The sequence below is a fragment of the Cupriavidus sp. SS-3 genome (assembly GCF_035818815.1).
GTDB lineage: Bacteria > Pseudomonadota > Gammaproteobacteria > Burkholderiales > Burkholderiaceae > Cupriavidus > Cupriavidus taiwanensis_C.
This window is the reverse complement of the sequence record NZ_JAYLVT010000004.1, coordinates 141,345-165,490: the sequence shown is the minus strand read 5'-3', so window position 1 is coordinate 165,490 and position 24,146 is coordinate 141,345. Positions and strand designations below refer to the sequence as shown.

23 protein-coding genes and 1 tRNA gene are annotated in these 24,146 nt (G+C 70.3%); 12 read left to right on the top strand and 12 right to left on the bottom strand.

Translation table 11 applies throughout. The annotated features are described in order from the left end of the window. The first annotated feature begins 35 nt into the window (after positions 1-35). The 8 genes from U9J39_RS08550 (at position 36) to U9J39_RS08515 (ending at position 7,925) form a co-directional block, all read left to right on the top strand. Entirely contained in the window at positions 36-800 is a 765-nt protein-coding gene (locus U9J39_RS08550; protein ID WP_115680395.1) for a hypothetical protein, read from the top strand. Positions 801-863: 63 nt separating this feature from the next. Continuing rightward, complete coding sequence (locus U9J39_RS08545; protein WP_115709754.1) at positions 864-1,934, top strand: M14 family metallopeptidase; 1,071 nt, start codon at positions 864-866, stop codon at positions 1,932-1,934. Between the two features lie 196 nt (positions 1,935-2,130). Further along, the gene (locus U9J39_RS08540) at positions 2,131-2,757 is read left to right on the top strand and encodes a CDP-alcohol phosphatidyltransferase family protein (RefSeq protein ID WP_116312670.1); all 627 of its coding nucleotides are present in this window, start codon (positions 2,131-2,133) and stop codon (positions 2,755-2,757) included. Positions 2,758-2,763: 6 nt separating this feature from the next. Next, a complete protein-coding gene (locus tag U9J39_RS08535; protein WP_326346917.1) occupies positions 2,764-4,533 on the top strand; it encodes a bifunctional alpha/beta hydrolase/class I SAM-dependent methyltransferase in 1,770 nt (589 codons plus the stop codon). After that, positions 4,530-5,900, top strand: coding sequence for a phosphatase PAP2/dual specificity phosphatase family protein (locus U9J39_RS08530; protein ID WP_326346916.1), 1,371 nt, complete (start codon positions 4,530-4,532; stop codon positions 5,898-5,900). The genes U9J39_RS08535 and U9J39_RS08530 overlap by 4 nt, the downstream gene beginning before the upstream one ends. Further along, complete coding sequence (locus U9J39_RS08525) at positions 5,890-6,333, top strand: hypothetical protein (RefSeq protein ID WP_115709748.1); 444 nt, start codon at positions 5,890-5,892, stop codon at positions 6,331-6,333. The genes U9J39_RS08530 and U9J39_RS08525 overlap by 11 nt, the downstream gene beginning before the upstream one ends. Positions 6,334-6,339: 6 nt before the next feature. After that, a complete protein-coding gene (locus tag U9J39_RS08520) occupies positions 6,340-6,966 on the top strand; it encodes a lysophospholipid acyltransferase family protein (protein ID WP_115680389.1) in 627 nt (208 codons plus the stop codon). Further along, complete coding sequence (locus U9J39_RS08515; protein ID WP_018005716.1) at positions 6,963-7,925, top strand: phosphatidate cytidylyltransferase; 963 nt, start codon at positions 6,963-6,965, stop codon at positions 7,923-7,925. Before U9J39_RS08520 ends, U9J39_RS08515 begins: the two co-directional genes overlap by 4 nt. A gap of 25 nt (positions 7,926-7,950) precedes the next feature. Here U9J39_RS08515 and U9J39_RS08510 read toward each other — a convergent pair whose 3' ends face one another. Beyond that, entirely contained in the window at positions 7,951-8,850 is a 900-nt protein-coding gene (locus tag U9J39_RS08510; RefSeq protein ID WP_115711666.1) for a LysR family transcriptional regulator, read from the bottom strand. 183 nt (positions 8,851-9,033) lie between these two features. Here U9J39_RS08510 and U9J39_RS08505 point away from each other — a divergent pair, with 183 nt between their 5' ends. From U9J39_RS08505 to U9J39_RS08495, 3 genes are read left to right on the top strand one after another with little or no spacing between them, the layout of a single operon-like run. Further along, on the top strand, positions 9,034-10,041 hold the full coding sequence (locus U9J39_RS08505) for a tripartite tricarboxylate transporter substrate binding protein (protein WP_326346915.1): 1,008 nt from the start codon (positions 9,034-9,036) through the stop codon (positions 10,039-10,041). Positions 10,042-10,051: 10 nt separating this feature from the next. After that, positions 10,052-11,065, top strand: coding sequence for an NADPH:quinone oxidoreductase family protein (locus U9J39_RS08500; protein ID WP_326346914.1), 1,014 nt, complete (start codon positions 10,052-10,054; stop codon positions 11,063-11,065). A 13-nt stretch (positions 11,066-11,078) separates the two neighbouring features. After that, a complete protein-coding gene (locus tag U9J39_RS08495; protein WP_326346913.1) occupies positions 11,079-12,230 on the top strand; it encodes a CaiB/BaiF CoA transferase family protein in 1,152 nt (383 codons plus the stop codon). A gap of 63 nt (positions 12,231-12,293) precedes the next feature. Here U9J39_RS08495 and U9J39_RS08490 read toward each other — a convergent pair. The 10 genes from U9J39_RS08490 to dapC all read right to left on the bottom strand — a co-directional run bounded on the left by U9J39_RS08490 (position 12,294) and on the right by dapC (position 21,852). After that, a tRNA-Val gene (locus tag U9J39_RS08490) sits at positions 12,294-12,370 on the bottom strand. Positions 12,371-12,454: 84 nt separating this feature from the next. Next, the gene (locus U9J39_RS08485; protein ID WP_326346912.1) at positions 12,455-14,005 is read right to left on the bottom strand and encodes a class I adenylate-forming enzyme family protein; all 1,551 of its coding nucleotides are present in this window, start codon (positions 14,003-14,005) and stop codon (positions 12,455-12,457) included. Between the two features lie 30 nt (positions 14,006-14,035). After that, positions 14,036-15,034, bottom strand: a complete 999-nt coding sequence (locus U9J39_RS08480; RefSeq protein ID WP_326346911.1) for a tripartite tricarboxylate transporter substrate binding protein — start codon at positions 15,032-15,034, stop codon at positions 14,036-14,038. Between the two features lie 182 nt (positions 15,035-15,216). After that, entirely contained in the window at positions 15,217-16,488 is a 1,272-nt protein-coding gene (locus U9J39_RS08475) for an MFS transporter (protein ID WP_115709740.1), read from the bottom strand. Between the two features lie 169 nt (positions 16,489-16,657). Further along, a complete protein-coding gene (prmB, locus tag U9J39_RS08470) occupies positions 16,658-17,551 on the bottom strand; it encodes a 50S ribosomal protein L3 N(5)-glutamine methyltransferase (RefSeq protein ID WP_115680384.1) in 894 nt (297 codons plus the stop codon). A 25-nt stretch (positions 17,552-17,576) separates the two neighbouring features. Next, on the bottom strand, positions 17,577-18,728 hold the full coding sequence (dapE, locus tag U9J39_RS08465) for a succinyl-diaminopimelate desuccinylase (RefSeq protein WP_115709738.1): 1,152 nt from the start codon (positions 18,726-18,728) through the stop codon (positions 17,577-17,579). A 19-nt stretch (positions 18,729-18,747) separates the two neighbouring features. Then, a complete protein-coding gene (locus U9J39_RS08460) occupies positions 18,748-19,095 on the bottom strand; it encodes an ArsC family reductase (RefSeq protein ID WP_115709737.1) in 348 nt (115 codons plus the stop codon). A 39-nt stretch (positions 19,096-19,134) separates the two neighbouring features. Next, a complete protein-coding gene (locus U9J39_RS08455) occupies positions 19,135-19,518 on the bottom strand; it encodes a hypothetical protein (RefSeq protein WP_115680381.1) in 384 nt (127 codons plus the stop codon). A gap of 89 nt (positions 19,519-19,607) precedes the next feature. Next, complete coding sequence (gene dapD / locus U9J39_RS08450; protein WP_012352965.1) at positions 19,608-20,435, bottom strand: 2,3,4,5-tetrahydropyridine-2,6-dicarboxylate N-succinyltransferase; 828 nt, start codon at positions 20,433-20,435, stop codon at positions 19,608-19,610. Positions 20,436-20,637: 202 nt separating this feature from the next. Next, positions 20,638-21,852 (bottom strand): succinyldiaminopimelate transaminase, encoded by a 1,215-nt coding sequence (dapC, locus tag U9J39_RS08445; RefSeq protein ID WP_326346910.1) that lies wholly within the window; start codon positions 21,850-21,852, stop codon positions 20,638-20,640. Positions 21,853-22,059: 207 nt separating this feature from the next. On the opposite strand from dapC, the gene U9J39_RS08440 reads away from it, so the two are divergent. After that, complete coding sequence (locus U9J39_RS08440) at positions 22,060-23,028, top strand: DMT family transporter (protein ID WP_326346909.1); 969 nt, start codon at positions 22,060-22,062, stop codon at positions 23,026-23,028. Between the two features lie 12 nt (positions 23,029-23,040). On the opposite strand, the gene U9J39_RS08435 is transcribed toward U9J39_RS08440, so the two are convergent. Then, on the bottom strand, positions 23,041-23,868 hold the full coding sequence (locus U9J39_RS08435; protein ID WP_326346908.1) for a ferritin-like domain-containing protein: 828 nt from the start codon (positions 23,866-23,868) through the stop codon (positions 23,041-23,043). Between the last annotated feature and the right edge of the window lie 278 nt (positions 23,869-24,146).

Sequence of the window (24,146 nt, the reverse complement as noted above, 5' to 3'; positions counted from 1 at the left end):
GGCGGGTCGAGCAACAGGCAGGCAATACGCAACGCATGACCCAGGCACACGGCGGGGGCTGGATCCCCGTACGCAAGGACTTCGTCGATCCCGCCACGCGCTGCCACGCGCGCGGCGCCAGCCGCCGCCATCACGGCTTTCCGGATGGCCGCGCCTACATCCTGCGCGACGCCGCCGGGCACGAATACCCGTTCGGCGAGGACTGCGCGCGCGCCGCGCTGGCGCAGCCGGGCTTGCTGGGGCTGGTGCCGGACTATACCGAACGCGACATGGTGCCGCGCACGGCCTGGCCGGAGCCGGCGCCGGGCCCGCGCCGGCGCGACCCCGCGCAGGCCCGGGCGGCCGAGCACGCCGCGGCGATCCGCTACCTGGTGCTGCGCATGGAGAAGGTGGCCGCGGTGCCGCGCGTGCAGCCCACCGTGCGCTTCCCGGCGCTCGAGGACGTCTACGCGCAATACCAGCGCAGCGGTGACATCGCGCCGGCGCAGGTGCGCCGCATCCTGGCGATCGAGCGCAGCCCGTCGACGCCGCCGCGCCTGCGCGCGATCAACCTGCTCGACGTCTATACCGCGCATGTGAAGCTGGAACGGCTGATCGCGGCATCCACCAGCGTCGACAACATCCGCTTCCTGCGCAGCCTGCATGACTGGCTGGCGCGGCACCTGGTGCTGACCGCGGGGCAACTGGCCGCGGCCGGGATCGCGATGCATCCGCAGGCGTTTACGTCGGCCGGCATCTGGGGGCCGGAAGCCGAACCGCCGGCCGCGGCGGGCAGATTCCAGTCCGGGACGCTGTTCTAGCCGCGACTGGCGAGACCCGCCGAATTGGCGTCTAATGCCTGCATCGCATCCGCGGGTGACGCCATGAGCCATTTTTCTCGCAGCTACGCCGAAGCGCGCAAGACCTTCCTGGACGCCGCCCGCGGCGCCGGCGCCGCGCTGGCGCAATTTCCGCATCCCACCCGGCGCGGCAGTGCCGGCGAAGACCTGGCGATCGACGTCGCGCTGGCCGGCGCGCCCGAGGCCGGGCGCTGCATCATGGTGACCTCGGGCACGCACGGTGCCGAGGGCTTTGCCGGCTCCGGGGCGCAGGCGGCGCTGATGCACGACGCGGCGCTGCTTGCCGATTGCGCCGCCGCCGATGCCTGCCTGCTGCTGGTGCATGCGGTCAATCCCTATGGCTTCTCCCATCTGCGCCGGGTCAACGAGGACAACGTCGACCTGAACCGCAATTTCATGGATTTCACGCAGCCGCTGCCGCATAACGCCGCCTATGCCGAGATCGCGCCGCTGCTGCTGCCGGCGCAATGGCCGCCGTCCGAGGCCGACCAGGCACGGCTGATGAAGGCGGTGGCCGAGCGCGGCATGGCGTGGTACCAGGCCGCGGTCAGCAGCGGCCAGTACCAGGATCCGGGCGGCATGTTCTACGGCGGCGACAAGGCCACCTGGAGCAACTACACGCTGTGCCGCATCCTGGCGCGCTTCGGCGCCGGCCGCGCGGCACTGCGCTGGATCGACGTCCATACCGGCCTGGGCCCGTGGGGCTACGGCGAGCCCATCCACATGGGCCCGGACACGCCCGAATCGATCACGCGCACGCGCGCCATCTGGGGCGAGCGCGTGACCTCGATCTACGATGGCTCGTCCACCTCGGCCAACCTGACCGGCCTGGCCTGGCACGCCGTGCCGCAGACCCTGCCGGCGGTGGACTATGCCGGCATCGCGCTGGAGTTCGGCACGCTGCCGGTGGGCGAGGTGCTGGATGCCCTGCGCGGCGACCACTGGCTGCACCGGCACCCCGAGGCCGACGAGAACCAGCGCGCGCTGGTGCGCCAGGCGATGTGGCGCGCCTTCTATGGCGATGCCGACGACTGGCGCGACGGCGTGGTGGCGCAGGTGACCGACGCCGTGCGCAACACGATCGCGTCGGCCTAGCGAGTGGGGTTCAGGCAGCAGGCGTCATCTGGTATTGTCCGGGCTTGGCGATAGAGTGCCGAGCCAGGCACTGCCGCCATGCCCTGGCCGGGGCGTGCCGCGGCCGGGCCAGGAGCCATACCAACACCAAGAACAAGACGGACGCGACCGCCGCGCGGAGCGCTTCCGGCATCAGCTCGGCAGGGAGGCCGGTGCGATGACGCTCTACGAACTGAAGCCCAGGTTCCAGGCCTGGCTGCGTCCCATGGTGCAAGACCTGGCCCAGCGCGGCGTGACCGCCAACCAGGTCACGCTGGCCGCCGCCGCGGGCTCGCTCGCGGTCGGCGTGCTGGCCGCGTTGGCCATGCTGGTGGCCGAAACGCCGGCGCTGTTCCTGCTGTTTCCCCTGTGGTTGTTCGCGCGCATGGCGCTCAATGCCATCGACGGCATGCTGGCGCGCGAGCATGGCCAGCAAAGCGTGCTGGGCGCCTACCTGAACGAGCTTGGCGACATGGTCTCGGACCTGGCGCTGATCCTGCCGCTGGCCGCGCTGCCCGGTTTCAGCCTCGGGCAGGTGGGCACCTTCGCGCTGCTGGCGCTGATGGTCGAAGCGGCCGGACTGATCGGCCCGCTGGCCGGCGCCAGCCGGCGCTACGACGGCCCGCTGGGCAAGAGTGACCGCGCCTTCGCGGTGGGCGCGATCGCGCTGTGGGCCGGCCTGGGGCTGGGCTTCGGCGCGGCCGCCAGCTGGCTGTGGCTGCTGCTGTCGCTGCTGTCGCTGCTGACCATGGCCAACCGGGTGCGCCGCGGCATTGCCGAGGCGCAGTCCCGCCTTGCGGAGTAGCGAGAGATGGACCGACTGTCGACCCGCCAGCCGCTGCAGCGGCAATTCGAGACCCATGACGGCCAGGCGCTGTTCTATCGCCACTGGCCGGCGGTGGAGGGCCCCGCGCGCGGCGCCGTGGTGCTGTTCCACCGCGGCCACGAGCATTCCGGCCGGGTCGCCCACCTCGCCGACGAGCTCAACCTGCCCGGCTACGACATCTTCGCCTGGGACGCGCGCGGCCATGGCCAATCGCCCGGCGAGCGCGGCTACAGCCCCAGCCTGGCGGATTCGGTGCGCGACATCCAGACCTTCACCGCGCATATCGCCGAAGTCCACGGCATCCCGCTGGAACGCACCGCGGTGATCGCGCAGAGCGTCGGCGCGGTGCTGGCCGCGACCTGGGTGCACGACTACGCGCCGCCGATCCGCGCGCTGGTGCTGGCGTCGCCGGCGTTCAAGGTCAAGCTCTACGTGCCGTTCGCGCGGCCGGGGCTGAAGCTGATGCAGCGCCTGCGCGGAAAGTTCTTCGTCAACAGCTACGTCAAGGCAAAATTCCTGACGCACGATCCCGGGCGCATTGCCAGCTATGACAGCGATCCGCTGATCACGCGCCCGATCGCGGTCAATATCCTGCTGGACCTGTACCAAACCGCCGAGCGCATCGTCGCCGATGCGGCCGCCATCACGGTGCCGACGCAGCTGCTGATCTCCGGCGCCGACTGGGTCGTGCACCGCGGGCCGCAGGACCGCTTCTTCGAGCGCCTGGGTTCGCGCACCAAGGAACGCATCGTGCTGGACGGTTTCTACCACGACACCTTGGGCGAGCGCGACCGCAAGCGGGCAGTCGATGCCGCGCGCGGCTTTATCCTGCGCGAATTCGACACGCCGTCGGTGCCGCGCTCGCTGCTGGATGCCGACCAGATCGGCCCGTTCCGCGAGGAGGCGGACCGGCTCGCGTCGGCGCCGGGCGCACTGGCCGCATGGTACTGGCGCGCGGCGCGGGCCAACCTGAAGCTGGGCGGGATGCTGTCGGACGGGGTGCGGCTGGGCCATGAGACCGGCTTCGACTCGGGCTCCACGCTCGACTACGTTTACCGCAACACGCCGTCCGGCCGCGGCGCGCTGGGCCGGCTGGCCGACCGGCAATACCTCGACGCGATCGGCTGGCGCGGCATCCGCCAGCGCAAGGTCCACGCCGAGGCGCTGATCGCCGAGGCCGTGCGGCGCCTGCGCGCGGCCGGCATGCCGGTGCGCATGCTCGATATCGCCGCCGGGCACGGGCGCTACGTGCTCGAAGCACTGGGCGCGCTGGAGGGCGGCGCGACCGCGGTCGAGTCGATCGTGCTGCGCGACTACAGCGCGCTGAACGTGGAGCAGGGCCGTGCGCTGATCGCTGCCAAGGGCCTGCAGCACGTGGCCCGCTTCGAGCAGGGTGATGCCTTTGACGGCGACAGCCTGGCCGCGCTGGCGCCGCCACCGACCCTGGCGGTGGTGTCCGGCCTGTACGAGCTGTTTCCCGACAACGCCATGGTGCGGCGCTCGCTCGATGGCCTGGCGCGCGCGGTGCCGCCGGGAGGCTACCTGGTCTATACCGGCCAGCCCTGGCATCCGCAGCTGGAGTTCATCGCGCGCGCGCTGACCAGCCATCGCGCCGGCGCCGCCTGGGTGATGCGGCGCCGCTCGCAGGCCGAGATGGATGAACTGGTGCGGACCGCGGGCTTCGACAAGGTCACGCAGCGCATCGACCCGTGGGGCATCTTCACCGTCAGCCTGGCGCGCAGGCGCGGCGCATGAGCACGGTGCCTGCCGGCGCCGCCGCGCACCCCCGGTGGCCGTGGGGCCTGGCCTGCCTGCTGCTCGCGCTGGCCGGCGCGTTCTTCTTCTCCAGCTATGGTTTCGCCAACTGGCTGGCGAGCCAGCGCGCCGACGTGCCGTCGTTCTACTACGAATGGGAGCGCGGCATTCCATTCCTGCCCTGGACCATCGTGCCGTACTGGTCGATCGACCTGCTGTACGGCATCTCGTTCTTCCTGTGGCGCAGCCGCGCGGCGCTGCTGACGCACGTGAAGCGGCTGGTGCTGGCGCAGCTGGTGTCGGTGGCGTGCTTTATCGCCTTCCCGCTGCGCTTCAGCTTTGCCCGGCCCGCTGCCGACGGCCTGCCGGGCCAGCTGTTCACGCTGCTGGGCGGCTTCGACCTGCCGTTCAACCAGGCGCCGTCGCTGCATATCAGCCTGCTGGTGATCCTGTGGGTCGCCTTCGCGGCGCATCTGCGCGGCGGCTGGCGCTGGCTGCTGCATGGCTGGTTTGCGCTGATCGGGGTGTCGGTGCTGACCACCTGGCAGCATCACCTGATCGACGTGCCCACCGGCGCGCTGGTGGGCTGGCTGTGCGTCTACCTGTTGCCGATGCGGCTGCCCGCAGCCGCGGCCGGCGCGCCCGATGCACGCACGCGGCAGCTGTCGCGCCGCTACGGCGTGGGGGCGCTGGTGGCCCTGTTGTGCGCGGTGCTCGCGGTGGGGGCATCGGTGACGCTGGCGTTCCTGCTGCTGTGGGCCGCGCTGGCGCTGGCGTGCGTGGCGCGCATCTACGCGCTGGCGGCGCCGGCGTGGTTCCAGAAGGACGGCGACGGCATCATGGCGCCGGGCGCGCGCTGGGTGCTGGCGCCTTACCTGCTGGGCGCCTTTCTCAATTCCCGCTGGTGGACGCGGCGCGCGCCGCAGGCCAGCGCGATCGCGCCGGGGGTCTGGGTGGGACGCTACCCGACGCCGTCCGAGCTGCGCGCGCTCGGCGCGGATGCGGTGCTCGACCTCAGCGCCGAGCTGCCGCGCGCGGCCACTTTGCCCGGCCTGGCGTATCGCTGCGTACCGGTGCTGGACCTGACCGTGCCCACGCCGCAGCAGCTCGCGCAGGCGGTGGCGCAGCTCGATGCCTGGCAGCGGCAGGGACGCCGCGTGCTGGTGAGCTGCGCGCTGGGCTATTCGCGCAGCGCGCTGGTCGCGGCAGCCTGGCTGGCGCGGCGGCAGGGGCAGCGCGACGCCGGCGCCGCGCTGGCATCGCTGCGCCAGCATCGGCCCGCCGTGGTGCTCGGTCCGGAACATGCGGCGGCGCTGCAGCATTGCCTCGACCGTGCTGACACGCAGGAGCCTGCCGATGGCGGCTGACCGGGACGCTGACCTGGCGCGCCGCACCGATGCCTGGATTGCGCACGCCGTGACGGGCGCGCTGGCGGGGGCCGCGTGGCTCGGCGCGGCCGGACTGGCATTGGCCATGCTGGCGGCCGTGCTGGGTGCGGGCGCCGCAAGCGCGCGCTGGCCGGCGGCGCTGGCGCTGCTGCTGGCGCTGCCGCAGCTGTGGCTGCTGCTGCGCGTTGCCATCGACCATCGCCTGTTCGGCGCGCTCGCGGCCGGCGCCCCGGACCAGCCCGAGCTGACCCGGCTCGATGCCGCGCTGCTCGAACTGGGCTGGATGCCCGCCGCGCGCGCCGCACGCCCGTTGCCCGAGCGCGCCCGCGGCGCACTGCGCCTGGTGCGCGCCAGCGCCGCGCTGACCGTGTGCCAGCTGCTGCTGGCCTTGCTATCGCTGATCCTGAGGTAACCAACCATGTGGCTTGCCCGCGCGACCGCGCGCGCCATCATCGTCTTCGCCCGGCTGCTGACGGGCATGCGCGCCAACTGGCAGGGCTGCATCCCGGCCGCGGTGCAGCGCGTCTACTTTGCCAATCACAGCAGCCACGGCGATTTCGTGCTGATCTGGGGCTGCCTGCCGCCCGACCTGCGCACGGCCACGCGGCCGGTGGCGGGCGCGGATTACTGGCAGACATCGCCACTGCGCCGCTTTATCGGCCGGGACGTGTTCCGCGCGCTGCTGATCGACCGCACCCGCAGCGATCCTGGCAGCGACCCGGTGGCACTGATGCAGGCGGGCCTGGCGGCGGGCGATTCGCTGATCCTGTTTCCCGAAGGCACGCGCAACACCACCGACGCGCGCCTGCTGCCGTTCAAGAGCGGCATCTACCACCTGGCGCGGGCCTGCCCGGAGGTCGAGTTCGTGCCGGTGTGGATCGACAACCTGAACCGCGTGATGCCCAAGGGCGAAGTGGTGCCGGTGCCGCTGCTGTGCACCGTGACTTTCGGCCAGCCGCTGCGGCTGGCCGCCGACGACAGCAAGGAAGCGTTCCTTGCGCGCTGCCGCGACGGCCTGCTCGCGCTGGCCCCCGAACTGGAATGAATGCCATGCCCACCCTGCACTGGAGCCGCGAAACCTGGCTGCTGTTCGGCGGCCTGTTCGGTGTGCTGCTGCTGGCTTCCACCGTGACCGCGCTGCTGCGCTGGCGCGTGGCGGGCGGCGGCCAGCACGCGGTGATCGACAACCTGGGACAGCGCGTGTCGGCCTGGTGGTGGATGATCGGCATCATGGGCGTTGCCTTTGCGCTGGGGCGCACCGCGGTGATCGTGCTGTTCTACCTGCTGTCGTTCTTTGCGTTGCGCGAGTTCGTCACCATCATCACCACGCGGCGCGGCGACCATCGCGCCATCGTCGCCGCGTTCTTCGTGTTCCTGCCGCTGCAGTACGTGCTGGTCTATATCGGCTGGTACGGCATGTTCTCGATCCTGATCCCGGTCTATGCCTTCCTGGTGCTGCCGATCCTGGCCGCGCTGTCGTCCGAGACCACGCGCTTCCTGGAGCGCTGCGCGGGGGTGCAGTGGGCAGTGATGGTGTGCGTGTTCTGCATTTCGCACGTGCCGGCGCTGCTGACGCTGCCGATCCCGGGCTTCGATGGCCGCAACCTGCTGCTGATCGCCTTCCTGGTGATCGTGGTGCAAGGCAGCGACGTGCTGCAGTACGTGTGGGGCAAGCTGTGCGGCAAGCGCAAGATCGCGCCGCTGCTGTCGCCGTCCAAGACCGTCGAGGGCTTTGTCGGCGGGGTTGCCAGCGCCACCGCGCTGGGCGCCGCGCTGTGGTGGATCACGCCGTTCTCGCCGTGGCAGGCCGGCGCGATTGCGCTGGTGATCGCGCTGATGGGCTTCCTCGGCGGCCTGGTGATGTCGGCGATCAAGCGCGATCGCGGCATCAAGGACTGGGGCCACATGATCCAGGGCCACGGCGGCATGCTCGACCGGCTCGACTCGGTGGTGTTCGCCGCGCCGGTGTTCTTCCACATCACGCGCTATTGGTGGGTGCCCTGAGCGCAAGCGCTGCGCCGCGGCGACGTCACAGCGCGGTTTCCGCGCACCACGCCACCACGGCATCGCGGAAGTCCTGGCAGATCGGCGACAGGTAGCCGTCCGCGCGCCACAGCACGGCCAGCTCGTGCTGCCAGGACGTGCCCGGAGCGTCGATCGCGGCCAGTCCCTGGCCCTCGGCCTGGCGCAGCATGCGCGGCGGCATGATGCCGAGCAGGTCGGAGTGCCGCAGCAGTTCGCCGAAGGCGACCGGCGACGCCGTGCTTTCCACCGCCACGCGCGGCGGCGGCAGCCCGACCGCGGTAAACCGTTGTTCCAGCCACTGGCGCAGGTACAGCGAGCTGGCCGGCACCACCCAGCGTTCGCCGGCGAGGTCGGCCAGCGTGCGGAAGCCGTCGCGGCGCGGGTGGGCGCTGCGGCACACGATCTGCATGCTGAGCGGCCCGAGCGGCAGCCAGGCCACGTCTGCCGGCACGCTGGCGGGGCGCGCCGCCAGGATCAGGTCGGCTTCGCCGTTCTGCAGCATCGCCAGCAGGCGCGCGCTCAGGTGGGTCTCGATCGAGAACGTGGCCAGCGGCCGGCTCAGGAAGAACTGCGCCAGCAGCGGCGACAGCAGCGACGGCAGCAGGTAGGGGATGGCGCCCAGGCGCACCGTGCCCGCGCGCGCGGCGCGCTGCTCGGCCAGTTCGCTGCGCATGTCGCCGGCGGCCAGCGAGATCCGGCGCGCATGCGCGGCCAGGGTGCGGCCCGCGCCGGTCGGCACCAGCCCGCGCGGGGTGCGCTCGAACAGGGGCATGCCGGCTTCGCCTTCCAGCCGCGCCAGGGTCTTGGACAGGCCGGACTGGGTCATGCCCAGGGTGTCGGCGGCGCGGTGCAGGTTACCCTGGTCGATCACCACCAGGAAGGCTTCTAGATCCTCGAATCGCATGGGCGGAATGGCGCTGGGGGTGCGGGCCATTGTAGCGCCATGCCTGCCAGGACTTGGCTCGCGCCGCCCGGGAATCGCGCCGGCCCGGACGCTGGCCTAGACTGCGTGGCATCCCTCGCGCACCGCACTGCAGTGGACACTGCGGCGGGCACTACAGAAGGGAGCCAGACAGGAGACCCATCGATGCCATACCGTTTCGCATGGCTGCGCGCAGCCATGGCCGCCATATTGCTGGCCACCGTTCCCACCTTGATGCCGGCCGCAGCCGCGGCCGCCGATCCCGCCCCTGCCGAACCGTATCCGTCGCGGCCGCTGACCATCGTGGTGCCGTCGGTGGCGGGCAACGTCAACGATGCCGTGGCGCGGCTGATCGGCCAGGAACTGACCAAAAGCTGGGGGCAGCCCGTGATCGTCGACAACAAGCCTGGCGCGGGCACCACCACCGGCACCAAGTATGTCGCCAGGGCGCCCAGGGACGGCTACACCGCGCTGCTGACTTTCACCGCGCACGTGCAGAACCCGTCGCTGTACCGCGGCATCGGCTATGACCCGATCGCGGATTTCACGCCGGTCAGCGAGGTGGCGATCTCGTCCACCATGCTGGCGGTGTCGCCGGACTTTCCTGCGCGCACGCTGCCGGAGGTGGTGGCGCTGCTCAAGGCCAATCCCGGCAAGTACCCGTATGGTTCCTACGGCGCCGGCACCACCGGGCATATCCTGGGCGAGCTGTTCAAGCGCGAGGCCGGCCTGCAGATGGAGCACGTGGCCTACAAGGGCGGCGCGCCGCTTGCCACCGACCTGGCCGCGGGGCATGTGAAGCTCGGCTTTATTGCCGTGGGCACGGCGATGCCGCTGCTGCAGGGCGGCAAGCTGGTGCCGGTGGCGCTTGCCGGTGCCGAGCGCTCGGCCTTGCTGCCCAGGGTGCCGACCTTCCGCGAGGCCGGCTACCAGGGCTTCGAGCCGGATGCGTGGATGGGCCTGCTGTTCCCGGCCGGCGTGCCCAGGGCGAGGGTCGACGCGCTGTCGCGCGAGGTCGCGCGCATCGTGCGCCTGCCGGAGGTCGCCAGGAAGATGCAGGACCTGAACCTGGTGCCGGTGGGCGGCACGCCGGAGGCCTTCGCCACGGTGCTGAAGAACGACCGCGACAAATGGAGCCGCATCATCCGCGATGTCGGCATCACGCTGGAGTAAGGGATTGACCATGCAAGGCAACGACTACCTGGGACTGGTCTGCTCGCGCTGGTGCCACTGGAGCGAACTGGAACTGCAGCGCCTGCCGCGCCAGCCGCTCGGGCCGGGGCAGGTGCGCATCCGCGTGCGGCATGCGGGCGTCGGCTTTGCGCTCAGCCTGTTCGTGTCGGGCAAGTACCAGCGCAAGCCGCCGTTGCCGTTCACGCCCGGCACCGAAGCGGCTGGCGAGATCCTGGAGGTCGCGCCGGACGTGACGCGGCTGCACGTGGGGCAGCGCGTGGCGGCGGCGATGGACTGGGGCGGCCTTGCCGAAGAAGTCGTGACGACCGCGGACACGGTTTATCCGGTGCCGGATGGGCTCGCCCTCGCGCACGCCGCCGCGCTGCCGATCACCTACGGCACGGTGTGGGCCGCGCTGGCCTGGCGCGCGGCGCTGCAGCCGGGCGACACCATGCTGGTCCACGGCGCCAGCGGCGCGCTGGGCACGGCGGCGGTGCAGGTGGGCAAGCTGATGGGCGCGCGCGTGATCGCCACCGCCAGCACCGCGGCCAAGCGCGAAGCCGCACTCGCCAACGGCGCTGCGCATGCACTGCCTGCCGATGCCGAGACGCTGGCGGCATCGGTCAAGGCGCTGTGCCCGGCTGGCGGCGCCGACGTGGTGTTCGACCCGGTCGGCGGCGACCTGTTCGATGCCTCGCTGCGCTGCGCGGCACCGGGCGCGCGGCTGCTGTCGATCGGCTATGCCAGCGGCCGTATCCCCTCGGTGCCAGCCAACCTGCTGCTGGTGAAGAACCTGACGCTGGTCGGCTTCAACTACGGCTACTACATCGGCTGGGGCCTGACCGACGAGCGCCGGCGCTTTGCGCCGCGGGTGCAGGCCATGGTCGGCGAGATCATGCAGGCGGCCGCCAGCGGCCGGCTGGCGCCGCCGGTACTGCAGCACTTTGCGCTGGGCGACTGGCTCGACGCGGTCGACACCGTCATGTCGCGCCGTGCCATCGGCAAGGTCATGCTGGATATCTGAACGGAGCCAACTTATGCACGATGCAACCGTGGCGAGCGAGGACCACGCCATGTTCGACGGCCTGACCGTGCTCGACCTGAGCCAGGGCATTGCCGGCCCGTACTGCGGGCTGATCCTGCGCCAGCAGGGCGCGCGCGTGATCAAGGTCGAGCCGCCGGGCGGCGACTGGTCGCGGCAGATGGGGCGCATCCGCGCCGGCCAGACCGCGATCGCGGTCGCCTGCAACGCGGGCAAGGAAAGCGTGGTGCTGGACGCGCGCAGCGCCGACGGCCGCGCCGCCATCGGCCGGCTGGCGCAGCGCGCCGACGTGGTGATCCAGAACTTCCGCCCGGGTGTGGCCGAGCGCATGGGCGTCGGCTACGAGGCGCTGGCCGCGCACAATCCGGCGCTGGTCTATGTCTCGATCTCGGGCTACGGCCATGCCGGGCCGCTGGCAAACCGGCCCGCGGTGGATACCACCATGCAGGCCTACAGCGGCCTGATGCACCTGAACCGCGATGGCGCCGGCCAGCCGCGCCGCATCGCCTTCTTCATGGTCGACCTGGCCACCGGGCTGTACGCATCGCAGCAGGCGTCGGCGGCGTTGTACAAGGCCGCGCGCAGTGGCCACGGCCGGCATGTGCGGCTGTCGCTGCTGGAGACCAGCGCCGCGCTGCAGTCCTACCTGATGGTGGACGACGCCATGTTTCCCGACGCCGAGCTGGCGGCGGCCAACGCGCCCACCGGGCTGTTCGAGGCGGCCGATGGCGCGCTGTACCTGAGCATGCTCAACGACGCGATGTTCCTGCGGCTGGCCGCGCTGCTCGGATGCGATGACTGGCTTGCCGATACCACGCTGCACAGCAGCGCGGGCCGGCTGCCGCGGGCGGCGGAGCTCGGCCGGCGCGTGGCGCAGGCGCTGGCCGCGCAGCCGCTGGCGCACTGGGAGGCGCTGCTGACCGAGCACGATGTGCTGTTCGCGCGCGTCGGCCATGCGCGCGACCTGCTGCAGAGCGCGCAGTGCGCGCAGGCGGGCGTGTTCGGCCGGCTGCCGCTGGCAGGGATAGGCGAGGTGCCGTGGGCCAACCTGCCGGGCATGGCTGGACGAGAGGGGCCGGCAGGGAATGCGCCGGTGCTTGGCCAGCATACCGGGGCGGTGCTGGCCGAGTTCGGCATCGGCGCCTGAAGCGGATCCGCAAAAGAAAAACGGACGGTGCGCGATGCGTACCGTCCGTGTTCCCTTGTGCGTTGGTAGGCTCGATTGGACTCGAACCAACGACCCCCACCATGTCAAGGTGGTGCTCTAACCAGCTGAGCTACGAGCCTAGCGAAGGCGCGAATTATAGAGAGCCCTTTACGATTGCGCAAGCACCCCGCGCGACTTTTTGCGTGGGTGCCTGGCGCGGCGCGTCAGGTCGCGGCGACGCGGTCGCGCAGTTCGCGCTTGAGCACCTTGCCGATGGCGCTGCGCGGCAGACTCTCCACCTCGTGGATCGCCGCCAGCCGCTGGGTCTTGCCAAGGCGTTCATTGGCCCACGCCAGCACCTCCTGCGCGCTGGCGCCGCCGCCGGCGCGCAGCGCGACAAAGGCCACCGGGGTCTCGCCCCAGCGCTCCGACGGCACGCCGACCACCGACACGTCGGACACCGCCGGGTGCTCGCGCACCACCGCCTCCAGATCGCTCGGGTAGATGTTGAAGCCGCCCGAGATGATCATGTCCTTCTTGCGGTCCAGCAGCACCAGGAAGCCGTCTTCGTCGAAGCGGCCGATATCGCCGGTGCGGATAAAGCGCTGGCCCTGCGCATCATGCCATTCGGTCTCGGCGGTCTTTTCGGGCTGGTTGTGGTAGCCGTTCATCATCGCCGCCGAGCGGCCCACCACTTCGCCGGTGCTGCCGGGCGGCAGCTCGCGGCCGTCCTCGTCGATGATGCGCACGTCGGCGCCGGTGGCGGGGCGGCCGACGGTGTGCAGCTTGTGCGGGAACTGGTCGGCGAACAGCAGGCAGCCGCCGCCGCCTTCGGTCATGCCGTAGAGCTCGGTCAGCGCGCCGGGCCAGCGCCGCAGGATCTCGGCCTTCAGCGCCGGGCTGCACGGCGCGCTGGTGCAGAACTTGTGCTGGAAGGCGGACAGATCGTGCTGGTCGAACGCCGGATGCGCCAGCAGGCGCTGGTACTGCACCGGCACCAGCATGGTGTGGGTGACGCGATGCCGCTGCGCCAGCGCCAGGTACTGGCCCGCATCGAACTTGGCCATCAGGATGGCCGTGCCGCCCAGGCCGATGGTGGGGAAGAAGCTGGCCAGCGTGGTGTTGGAATACAGCGGCGTCGACAGCAGCGTGATCGCGTGCGTGCCATAGCCGGTGGCGGCGCCGCGCGACACGTGGGCCCAGCGCATGCCGTGCGACTGCACGATGCCCTTGGGCGCGCCGGTGGTGCCGGATGAATAGATGATGTTGAGCGGCAGCTCCGGGCGGATCTCGGGTTCCGCCACGGGCGTGCCGGCGGGCGCCAGCCAGTCCGCGTACGGCACGCCCGCGTCGCTGCCGTCGAGCGCGACCACCGGCGTGCCGGCCAGACTGGCGCGCACCGGCGCCAGCACGTCGGTGACGCTGGCGTCGGTGAACACAATGCGCGCGCCAGCGTCGGCAATCATGCCCGCCAGGCTGTCGGGCGTGGACGACGGCGCCAGCGGCGCGACCACCACGCCGGCGCGCACCGCGCCCAGGTATACCGCGGCGTATTCGATCGACGACGCGGCGCAGATGGCGATGGCTTCGCCGGGCCGCACGCCATCGCGCGCCAGCGCCGCGGCAATGCGGTCCATGGCCGCGTCGAGCCCGGCGTAGTCGAGCACGCGTTCGCCATGCATCAGCGCGGGTTGGGCCGGGCGCTGCGCGGCATGCTCGCGCACGAGCACGGACATGGTGGTGAAAGGACGTTGGAGCGGAGTCGGTTGGGTCATGTGGGGCAGTGTGGGTGGATGCGGCAAGCCTTACTGGATCTGCGCGCCGGAGTCCTTCACCACCTTGCTCCAGCGGTTGATCTCGGCGTCGATATGGGTGCGCAGCGCGGCGGGTGTCGAGCCCACCGGTTCATAGCCGTTGGCTGCCAGCGTGGCCTTGAGCTCCGGCTGGCGCAGCACGGTGGCAATCTCGGTGCTGAGCCGGTCGATCACGGGCTGCGGCGTGCCGGCCGGTGCCAGCATCGCGTACCAGCCGGTGATGCTGATGCCGGGCACGCCGGCCTCGGCCAGCGTCGGCACCTCGGGCGCGACCGCGGCGCGCTGGCTGCCGGTGACGGCGAGCGCGCGCAGCTTGCCGCTCTTCACGTGCGGCAGCGTGGTCGAGATACTGTCGAAGGTGAGCTGGACTTCACCCGACAGCATCGCCGTGACCACCTGCGCGCTGCCCTTGTACGGCACGTGAGTCATCTTGATGCCCGCCACCGAATCGAACAACTCGCCGGCCAGGTGGCCGGTATTGCCGTTGCCCGCCGAGGCAAAGGTCAGCCTGCCGGGCGCGGCCTTGGCCTCGGCGATCAGCTCCTTCACATTGGTGGCCTGCAGCGACGGGCTGCCGGCCAGGATCATCGGCAGGTTGGCCACCAGCGACACCGGCGCGAAATCCTTGCGGGTGTCGTACGGCAGCTTGGGATACAGGCTGGCATTGATGGCATGCGCGGCCAGCACCATGATCAGCGTGTAGCCGTCGGGTTTGGCGCGCGCCAGCGCCTGGCTGGCGATGGTGCCGCCGGCGCCCGGCCGGTACTCCAGCACCACCGGCTGGCCCAGGCGCTCCTGCAGCTTCGCGGCGACGGGGCGCGCCAGCAGGTCGGCGCTGCCGCCGGGCGGGTAGGGGATCAGCAGCTGGATCGGACGTGCCGGCCAGGTCTCGGCGGCTGCGCTGGCGGGCAGGGCGGCTGCGGCTGCGGTGGCCAGCATGGCGGCCAGCCATGCGCGGCGGCCCAGGGCGGGGCGCGGAGTGGATGCCATCGGTTGTCTCCTCGTTGTGCCGGCCGCGCACGCAGCCGGGATCCCTGCGCCGGAGCCGGCGGGGAAGTGGATGTCACCAACGGTAATGGCGTCAGGCTGCCAGCGGAATTCTTAAATCGATAAGTCTGGCTTTTTGCGGGCGAAGCGGTACCGGGAATCCGCGGGCCGGCAACCGGTTTCGACTAATGGCTGGTCGGATGCGGCGGGCTGAACCAGTAGGGCACCAGCGCGGCGGCGATCAGCACCGCCGCCGACAGGAAGATGGCCGCATAGGTGGACGGCAGCGGCCAGCCGCGCACATGGCCGGCATTGGCAATCAGACCGAAGGCCCATGAGGTCAGTGCCGAGCCCAGGAACACGAAGGTATTGAGCAGCCCCAGCCCGCGCCCGCGCTGCGAAGGCGGGATCAGCCCGCGGCCCTGCGCCATCACCAGCGGATGCAGCATGCCGATGGTCGACAGCAGCGCCATCATCGCCACGCCATGGCCGACGCCGCGATCCGGCCACAGCGACAGCACCACGCCCCCGGCCATGGCAAGGCACGACCAGCCGGCGATGGTCGCCTTGAGCGTGCTGCGCCGCACCAGCACCGGCAGCACGAAGGCGGTCAGGAAGCCGGCCAGGCTCAGCAGCGTCAGCGCCACGCCGCGCGGCGCCGAGCCCAGGCTGAACACGTCGGCCAGGTAGGGCCCGCTCCAGGCGTTGCGGAAGGCGGTGCCGGCGGCCATCGCCACGCACAGCGGAATCAGCGTCCACAACGGCGCCAGCTTCAGCAGCTGCAGGCTTTCCGACAGCATCGCCGGCCACGACGCGCTGCGGGCCTCGGCATGGCCCTGGTCGCGCACGCAGCGCCACACGCCATAGCAGGCCGCCACCATGCCCAGCGCCGAGACCGCCATCGACGGCCGCCAGCCCGCCACCGAGATGGCCCAGCCCAGCGGCGCGGTCGCGCACAGCGAGCCGATCATGCCGGTGGCGTTGGAGCGGCTGACCACGCGGGTGTAGTCGCGCTCGGACAACTGCTCCGAGGCGAAATGCAGCAGCCCCATGAACACCGGCGCGCACGCCAGCCCCAGGCCCATCTGCGCCAGCGTGGCCGCGCCGCCGTTGGGCGCCAGCACGAACAGGATCGACGACAGCGCGCCCACCGCCAGCAGCAGTGCGGTCGGACGGCCCACGCCATAGCGGTCGAAGGCGATGCCGACCGGAATCTGCGCCACGGCGAAGGCCAGGAAGAACGACGACGACAGCGCGCCGAAGCCTGCCGGCGACAAGCCGAAATCGTGCTGCAGCTCCGGCGCCATCACCGCCAGGCACGAGCGGAAGAACTGGCTGAGCGCGAACGCAAAGGTCAGGATGGCGATGCCGCGCACGGCATACGCGGCCGGGCTGCGCGCGGGCAGGGCGGCGGCGCCTGGAGGCGCTCCGGAAGGGGGGATATTGCTGGGGGTCACGGCGTCAGTGGCGCTGTCTCTGCAGCGAGTGTAGGGCCTGCGCGCGTTGCCGGATCAACGGTTGGCCGGTGTTCGCCCAGATTGCGCGGGCGACGCGCTGCGATACCGATTGGGTGCTCCCTCTCCCGCAAGCGGGCGAGGGGAGCAAACCGGCGCGGGATTTACCGCATCAGCCCGGCAGGGCGTCGTACGTCAGCAGGAACACCTGCTCATCCCCCGCGCTGACCGGCAACCAGACGATCTCCAGCTCCGGGAAGGCGGCCTCCACATTGGCATGCTCGTTGCCGATCTCCACCACCAGCACGCCGCCCGGATTCAGGCGCGCCCTGGCGCCGGCGATGATCCGCCGCACCACGTCCATGCCGTCGTCGCCGCCGGCCAGCGCGATGCGCGGCTCGGCCTGGTATTCCGCCGGCAGCGCCTGCATCGACGCCTCATTGACGTACGGCGGGTTGGTCAGGATCACATCGTAGGTCGCGCCATGCGGCAGCGGCGCATACAGGTCGCCCTGGTAGAGACGGATGCGGTCGTCCATCTTGTAGTCGGCGACGTTGCGGCGCGCCACGGCAAGCGCGTCGGGCGAGATGTCGACCGCGTCGATCTTCGCGTTCGGCCACACATGCGCGGCCACGATCGGCAGGCAGCCAGAGCCGGTGCACAGCTCCAGCACCGGGCCGATGCTGCTGCTTTCGCCGACCCAGGGCTCCAGCCCTTCCTGCAGCAGTTCGCCGATAAAGCTGCGCGGCACGATCACGCGCGAATCGACGTAGAAACGCAGGCCGTGCATATAGGCCTCGTGGGTGATGTAGGCGGCCGGCACGCGCTCGTTGACGCGGCGGTCGATCACCTTCAGCACGGCCTCGACTTCCTCGGGCAGCAGCCGCGCATCGAGGAACGGGTCGAGCGTATCGAGCGGAAGGTTGAGCGTATGCAGCACCAGGTAGGCGGCCTCGTCATAGGCGTTGGCGCTGCCGTGGCCAAAGGACAGGCGCGCGGCGGTAAAGCGCGACACGGCCAGGCGCAGCAGGTCGCGCACGGTGCGCAGGGGAGAGGGCGTTGCCATGGAATGGTTGTCTTTGCGAAAAAAATCAGGCGATCAGGCGTTCCAGCACGCCACGGTACACGTTCTTCAGCGGCTCGATGAAGCGCACTTCGACGTGCTCGTCGATCTTGTGGATGCTGGCGTTGGGCGGGCCGAACTCGATCACCTGCGGGCAGATCTTGGCGATAAAGCGTCCGTCCGAGGTGCCGCCGGTGGTCGACAGCTCGGTGTCGAAGCCGGTCTCGGCCTTGATCGCCGACGACAGCGCCTCGGACAGCTCGCCGCGCGGGGTCAGGAAAGGCTCGCCGCCCAGGGTCCAGTCGAGCGTGTAGTCGAGGCTGTGGCGGTCCAGGATGGCGTGCACGCGCGCCTTCAGGCCGTCGGGCGTGCTCGCCGTCGAGAAGCGGAAATTGAAGTCGATGGTGACGTGGCCCGGGATCACGTTGGTGGCGCCGGTGCCGCCGTGGATGTTCGACATCTGCCAGCTGGTGGGCGGGAAGTACTCGTTGCCCGCATCCCATGCTTCGGCGGCCAGTTCGGCCAGCGCCGGGGCGGCGTCATGGATCGGGTTGCGGCCCAGGTGCGGGTAGGCGATATGGCACTGGATGCCCTTCACCGTGAGCTTGCCCGACAGCGATCCGCGGCGGCCGTTCTTGACCATGTCGCCGAGCGCGTTGACCGAGGTCGGCTCGCCGATCACGCAGTAGTCCAGGCGTTCGCCGCGCGCGGACAGCGCCTCGACCACCTTGACGGTGCCGTCGTGCGCGGGGCCTTCCTCGTCGCTGGTGATCAGGAAGCCGATCGAACCGGCATGCGCGGGATGGGCCTTGACGAACTCTTCCACCGCCACCACGAAGCCGGCGATCGAGGTCTTCATGTCGGCGGCGCCGCGGCCGTACAGCTTGCCGTCGCGGTGGGTCGGCGCGAACGGGTCGGAATGCCATTGCTCCAGCGGGCCGGTCGGCACCACGTCGGTATGGCCGGCGAACACCAGCAGCTTGCCGTCCTTGCCCTGGGTGCCGCGCCTGACCGCCCACAGGTTGGTCACGCGGAAATCGTCGGGCCCGCTGACCAGCGCTTCGCAATCGAAGCCAAGCGCCTTGAGGCGGGTTTCCAGGATGGCCTGGCAGCCTTCGTCGGCGGGCGTGACGGAGCGGCGGCTAATCAGGTCTTCGGTAAGGGCGAGGGTGGGGTTCATCGGGCGGCGGAATAAAAAATCAGAACTGGCTGGCGTACTGGTCGGCGGAGAAGCCCACCATCACCTTGCCATCGTGGGCCAGCACCGGGCGCTTGATCAGCGACGGGCTTTGCTGCATCAGCGCGATCGCGCCGGCTTCTTCGTCGGCGCGAGCCTTGTCGGCGTCGGACAGCGCGCGCCAGGTGGTGCCCTTGCGGTTGAGCAGCGTGGCCAGCGGCACGTGCCGCAGCCAGCCACGCAGCATGGCCGCGTCCACGCCCTGCTTCTTGAAGTCGTGGAAGGTGTAGGCCACGCCGTTGGCATCCAGCCAGGTGCGGGCCTTCTTGACGGTATCGCAGTTGGGAATGCCGTAGAGCAGGACGGTCATGGCAAGTCTTGATGGAGTTCGATGGGGAAGCCCGCGGCTTCAGCGCAACAGCAGGTTCAGCGCGATCACCAGGCCGCCCAGGCCCAGCGCCACGCCGCCCATCGCCACCGCCGTCATCAGGCGCAGGCGCCGGTCCAGCCGGGCAGCTTCCTTGCGCAGCGCGTCGATGGTGATGGCATGTTGCTCGGCCAGCAGCTTGACGGCCTCGGCCTGCTGCACCAGCGCGGCTTCCAGTTCGGCGATGCGGGCCGCCGGATCGCGCGCGTCGGCCACCGCGCCTTCGGGCGTGCCGTCCTTGCGCTTGTTCTTCTTCAGTTTCTCGAGGGTCTTGTTGGCCTGCTCGAGAATGGTGGGCAGCAGGGAAAGCACGGTGCTGACGGTGGTGGGATCCAGGGCCATGAGTCGCTTGCGGAGGGAGGGCATGTTCAGCCTGGCCAGGCGGGTGACGACGGTAAATCAGCCCCGGAGCCAGGCCCCGGGGCGTCGCGGCCCATGCGGGCCGCGAGCGGCGCTCAGTCGCCGCGCAGCAGGTCGTTCAGGCTGGTCTTGGCGCGGGTCTGCGCGTCGACCTTCTTGACGATCACGGCGCAGTACAGGCTGTACTTGCCGTCCTTGGACGGCAGGTTGCCCGCCACCACCACCGAGCCGGCCGGCACGCGGCCATAATGGATCTCGCCGGTTTCGCGGTCGTAGATCTTGGTCGACTGGCCCAGGTACACGCCCATCGAGATCACCGAGTTTTCCTCGACGATCACGCCTTCGACCACTTCCGAGCGCGCGCCGATAAAGCAGTTGTCTTCGATGATCACGGGGTTGGCCTGCAGCGGCTCCAGCACGCCGCCGATGCCCACGCCGCCTGACAGGTGCACGTTCTTGCCGATCTGCGCGCACGACCCGACCGTGGCCCAGGTGTCGACCATGGTGCCTTCATCGACATAGGCGCCGATGTTGACGTACGACGGCATCAGCACCGCGTTCTTTGCAATGAACGAACCGCGGCGCGCCACCGCGGGCGGCACCACGCGGAAGCCCGCCTTGGCGAAGTCGTCGCCGCTCCAGTTGGCAAACTTGGTCGGCACCTTGTCGTAGAACTGGGCGAAGCCGCCGGCGCTCATCGGCGCGTTGTCTTCCAGGCGGAACGACAGCAGCACGGCCTTCTTGACCCACTGGTTGACGATCCAGTCCTTGCCTTGCTTCTCGGCCACGCGCAGCGTGCCGGCATCGAGCTGGCCGATGACGTTGGCGACGGCCTCGCGGATGTCATTGGGGGCGGACTTCGGCGACAGGCTGGTGCGGTCTTCCCAGGCCTGGTCGATCAGGGCTTGCAGAGCTTGCGTCATGGTTGGATTCTCAGGGTTGATGTTGATGTTCGGTCGTCGAGTCTCAGCCTCGACCTCTTGTTTGCTCCCCTCTCCCGCTTGCGGGAGAGGGGCAGGGGGTGAGGGTGGGCGGTTCTACGGGCGTGGTGCCTTGCTAAACCACCCCTCACCCCGACCCTCTCCCCTTGAGGGGAGAGGGAGAACACAATTGGACAATCAGGCCTCAGCCGAGCCCTTTGCAGAATTCCACGATCCGCCGCGCCCCCTCCACGCATTCCTCCGGCGTCGCCACCAACGCCATGCGCACGCGGTTGGCGCCGGGGTTGATGCCGTCGGCTTCGCGCGCCAGGTAACTGCCCGGCAGCACGGTCACGTTCTGCTCGGTCAGCAGGCGCGCGGCGAACTCCGTATCGGACAGGCCGGTGCGCGAGACGTCGGCCCACAGGTAGAAGCCGGCATCGGGCAGCGCCACGTCGAGGACTTGCGCCAGCATCGGCGTGACTTCGCTGAACTTGCGCACGTAGGCGGCGCGGTTCTCGCGCACATGCGCTTCATCGTTCCACGCGGCGATGCTGGCGCTCTGCACCGCCGGGTTCATGGCGCCGCCGTGGTAGGTGCGGTAGAGCAGGAACTGCTTCAGCAGCGCGGCGTCGCCGGCGACGAAGCCCGAGCGCAGGCCCGGCACGTTGGAGCGCTTGGACAAGCTCGAGAACACCACCAGGCGCTCGAAGGGGTTGGCCCCGGTCGCACGGCCGAGCTTGTGCGCGGCCTCGAGCGCGCCCAGCGGCGCGCGGCCCTCGTCGAAATAGATCTCGGAATAGCACTCGTCGGAGGCGATCACGAAGCCGTAGCGGTCGGACAGCGCGAACAGCTGCCGCCAGTCTTCCAGCGACAGCACCGCGCCGGTCGGGTTGCCGGGGGTGCAGACAAAGAGCAGCTGCACCTTCTGCCAGACGTCGTCGGCAATGCGGTCGAAGGCCGGGGCGAAGTTGCGCGCCGGGTCGCTGTTGGCGAATACCGGGGTGGCGCCGGCCAGCAGTGCCGCACCTTCATAGATCTGGTAGAACGGGTTCGGGCACAGCACCAGCGCGCCCGGCCGGGTGCCGTCGACCACGGTCTGGGCGAAGGCGAACAGCGCCTCGCGCGAGCCGGTCACGGGCAGCACTTCGGTGGCGGCATTGACCTTGGGCAGCCCGTAGCGGCGCTCCAGCCAGCCCGCGATGCACTGCCGTAGTGCATCGGAACCCGCCGTTGTGGGATAATTCGCCAGCCCCGCAAGCGACTCTGCCAGCGCTTGCTTGATGAACGCAGGCGTCGGATGCTTGGGTTCACCGATGCCGAAGCTGATGGCCGGCTTGTCGGCAGCCTTTACTTGCGCAAAGAGTACCCGCAGTTTCTCGAACGGGTAGGGCTGGAGCAGGTCGAGGCGCGGATTCACGGTGTCAGTCGGGGCCGGTTAAAACGACGCATTATAGAGGAACGGCGCGGGTTTCCGTGCGCCGGCCCGGCCCGCCAGGCGGTCTTTGGCGAGGGTTGGGCCGCCACGGATGGCGGGCATCACGCCACGGTGATGCCGCCGGCGCCGTCCGGACGCTGCCTGCCGCGCATGGCGGGCGGGCCGGCTCGCCTCGCACCGATTCCCTTTATGAGCACAAATTCAGTTGCGGCGCCGCTGGCGCCGGCCGACCGCCATGCGGTCAAGGCATCGCTTTCCATCCTGATCGGCGCCTCGGTGTGGGGCATCGCCTGGTTCCCGTACCGCGTGCTGGCCGGCTGGGGCCTGGGCGGCATGCACGCCGCGGCGCTGGTCAGCGCGGTCGCGGCGGTGCTGTCGCTGCTGGCGTTCCGCCGCCACCTGGGCGGGCTGCGGCCGCACTGGCTGTTCCTGGCGATCGGCCTGGCGGCGGGCGTGACCAACGCCGGCTTCGTCTGGGGCAGCGTCAACGGGCATGTGATGCGCGTGCTGCTGCTGTTCTACCTGACGCCGGTCTGGACCGCGCTGTTCGCACGGCTGTTCCTGGGCGAGCGGCTGTCGGCGGCCGGGCTGGCGCTGGTGGGGCTGGCGCTGTTCGGCGCCGGGCTGATGCTGTGGACGCCGGAGGTCGGCTTGCCGCTGCCCGGCTCGGCCGCGGAATGGTCGGGGCTGGTCGGCGGCATGGGCTTTGCCGTCAACAATGTGCTGTCGCGCCGCGCCGGGCAGCGCTTTCCGGACACCGACGCCCGCGTACGCACGGTGGTGGTCTACCTCGGCTGCACCGTGGTCGGTGTGCCGGCCGCGCTGCTGCTCGACGGTCCGGCGGTGGCGGTGGTGCCGGGCGCGCAGGTCAGCGCGGCGATGCTGGTGCTGGGGCTGGCGGCGGTGCTGGTGGTCAGCAACTCGGTGGTGCAGTACGGGCTGCAGCGGTTGCCGGCCAACCGCGTGTCGCTGCTGATGCTGTTCGAGATCGTTATCGCCGCGGTGTCGTCATGGTGGCTGGCAACCGAGGTGCTGAGCTGGAAGGAGGCCGCGGGCGGCCTGTGCATCATCGCCGCCGGCGCCTTGTCCGGGCTGGTGCACCGCAGCCGCGCCGCGCCCGCGCCGGCCGCGGGCGCCGAGGCCGCGGCCTGCCACTAGCTCCGGCGCAACTCAGTGCAGGATCACCCGCGACACCATCGCCACCAGCGGCGCGCGCACCGCGCGCTCCACGCCGCGGTGCAGCTGCAGCGGCCGCAGCAGCATCTTGACCGTCATATCGATCGGGATGTTGCGGCGGATCACGCCTGACACGCGCGTATTGAGCGCCCGCACTTCCGCTTCCGGCACCGACTCGACCCCGCGTTCCATGCGCAGCACGTTGCGCAGCGCGATCGCCGCGTCCTCGTTCTTGATCTCCAGCAGCCGGCGCGCCACCGCACCCAGCACGCGCAGCCGGCCCAGGCGCTCGGCCTCGGCGAAGCGGTTGAAGAAGTGGAGGAAGTGCTTGTAGTGCCGCACCTCGTCGTTTGAGATGCGCCGCGTCAGGTCGCGCAGCACCGGTTCGTCGCTGGCCCGCTCCAGCGCCCGGTAGTAGGCGGCCGTGCCGGTTTCCACCACGCAGCGGGCCGCCATTTCCAGCGCCTCGGTGGGCTCGAACTGGTCGATCGAGCAGGTCTGGCTGTATTCGGCGAAGAAGCGCGCATAGCCTCGCTCCCAGTCGAATTCCGGCCAGACATGCTCGACATAGCGCCGCAGCGCCAGGCCATGCTGCAGCTCCTCGGCTTCCCAGTGCTCGGACAGCCAGCCGGCGGCTTCGGGCACGCGGGCGTAATACGTGGCCAGGTTGCCGGCATAGGTGTCGGAGCCGCTCTCGATAAACGAGGCCGACACCAGCAGGTAGAACAGGTCCCGATCGCCGCGCACGCGCGCGACGTCGATCGCCTCGTATCGGATGTCGTCGACAGACCACGGCCGGTCGGCCGCTGACGGTTCACTCATGCTCTGTCCTCCTGGTTGGCCAAAGGCTGCAAGGGGCGTTCATGGCGCGTGGGACCGGAGCGCATCCGGCATCACGCCGACAGAGCAGAGACTAGCATTTACCCTAATTAGTTTCAGGGCGAGGGCCAGGGCAAGCGTGGCGGGCTGCCCACGCGTGGTCTGCCAAAGTGCTTGCGAAACCGCTTGTAAGGGTCGGAAAGGCAAGGGAATTCCACTGCCCGGCGACCACCCGGGGACGACCCCAAACGGGCCGGCGAAGGCATCTGCGATGGTATGAT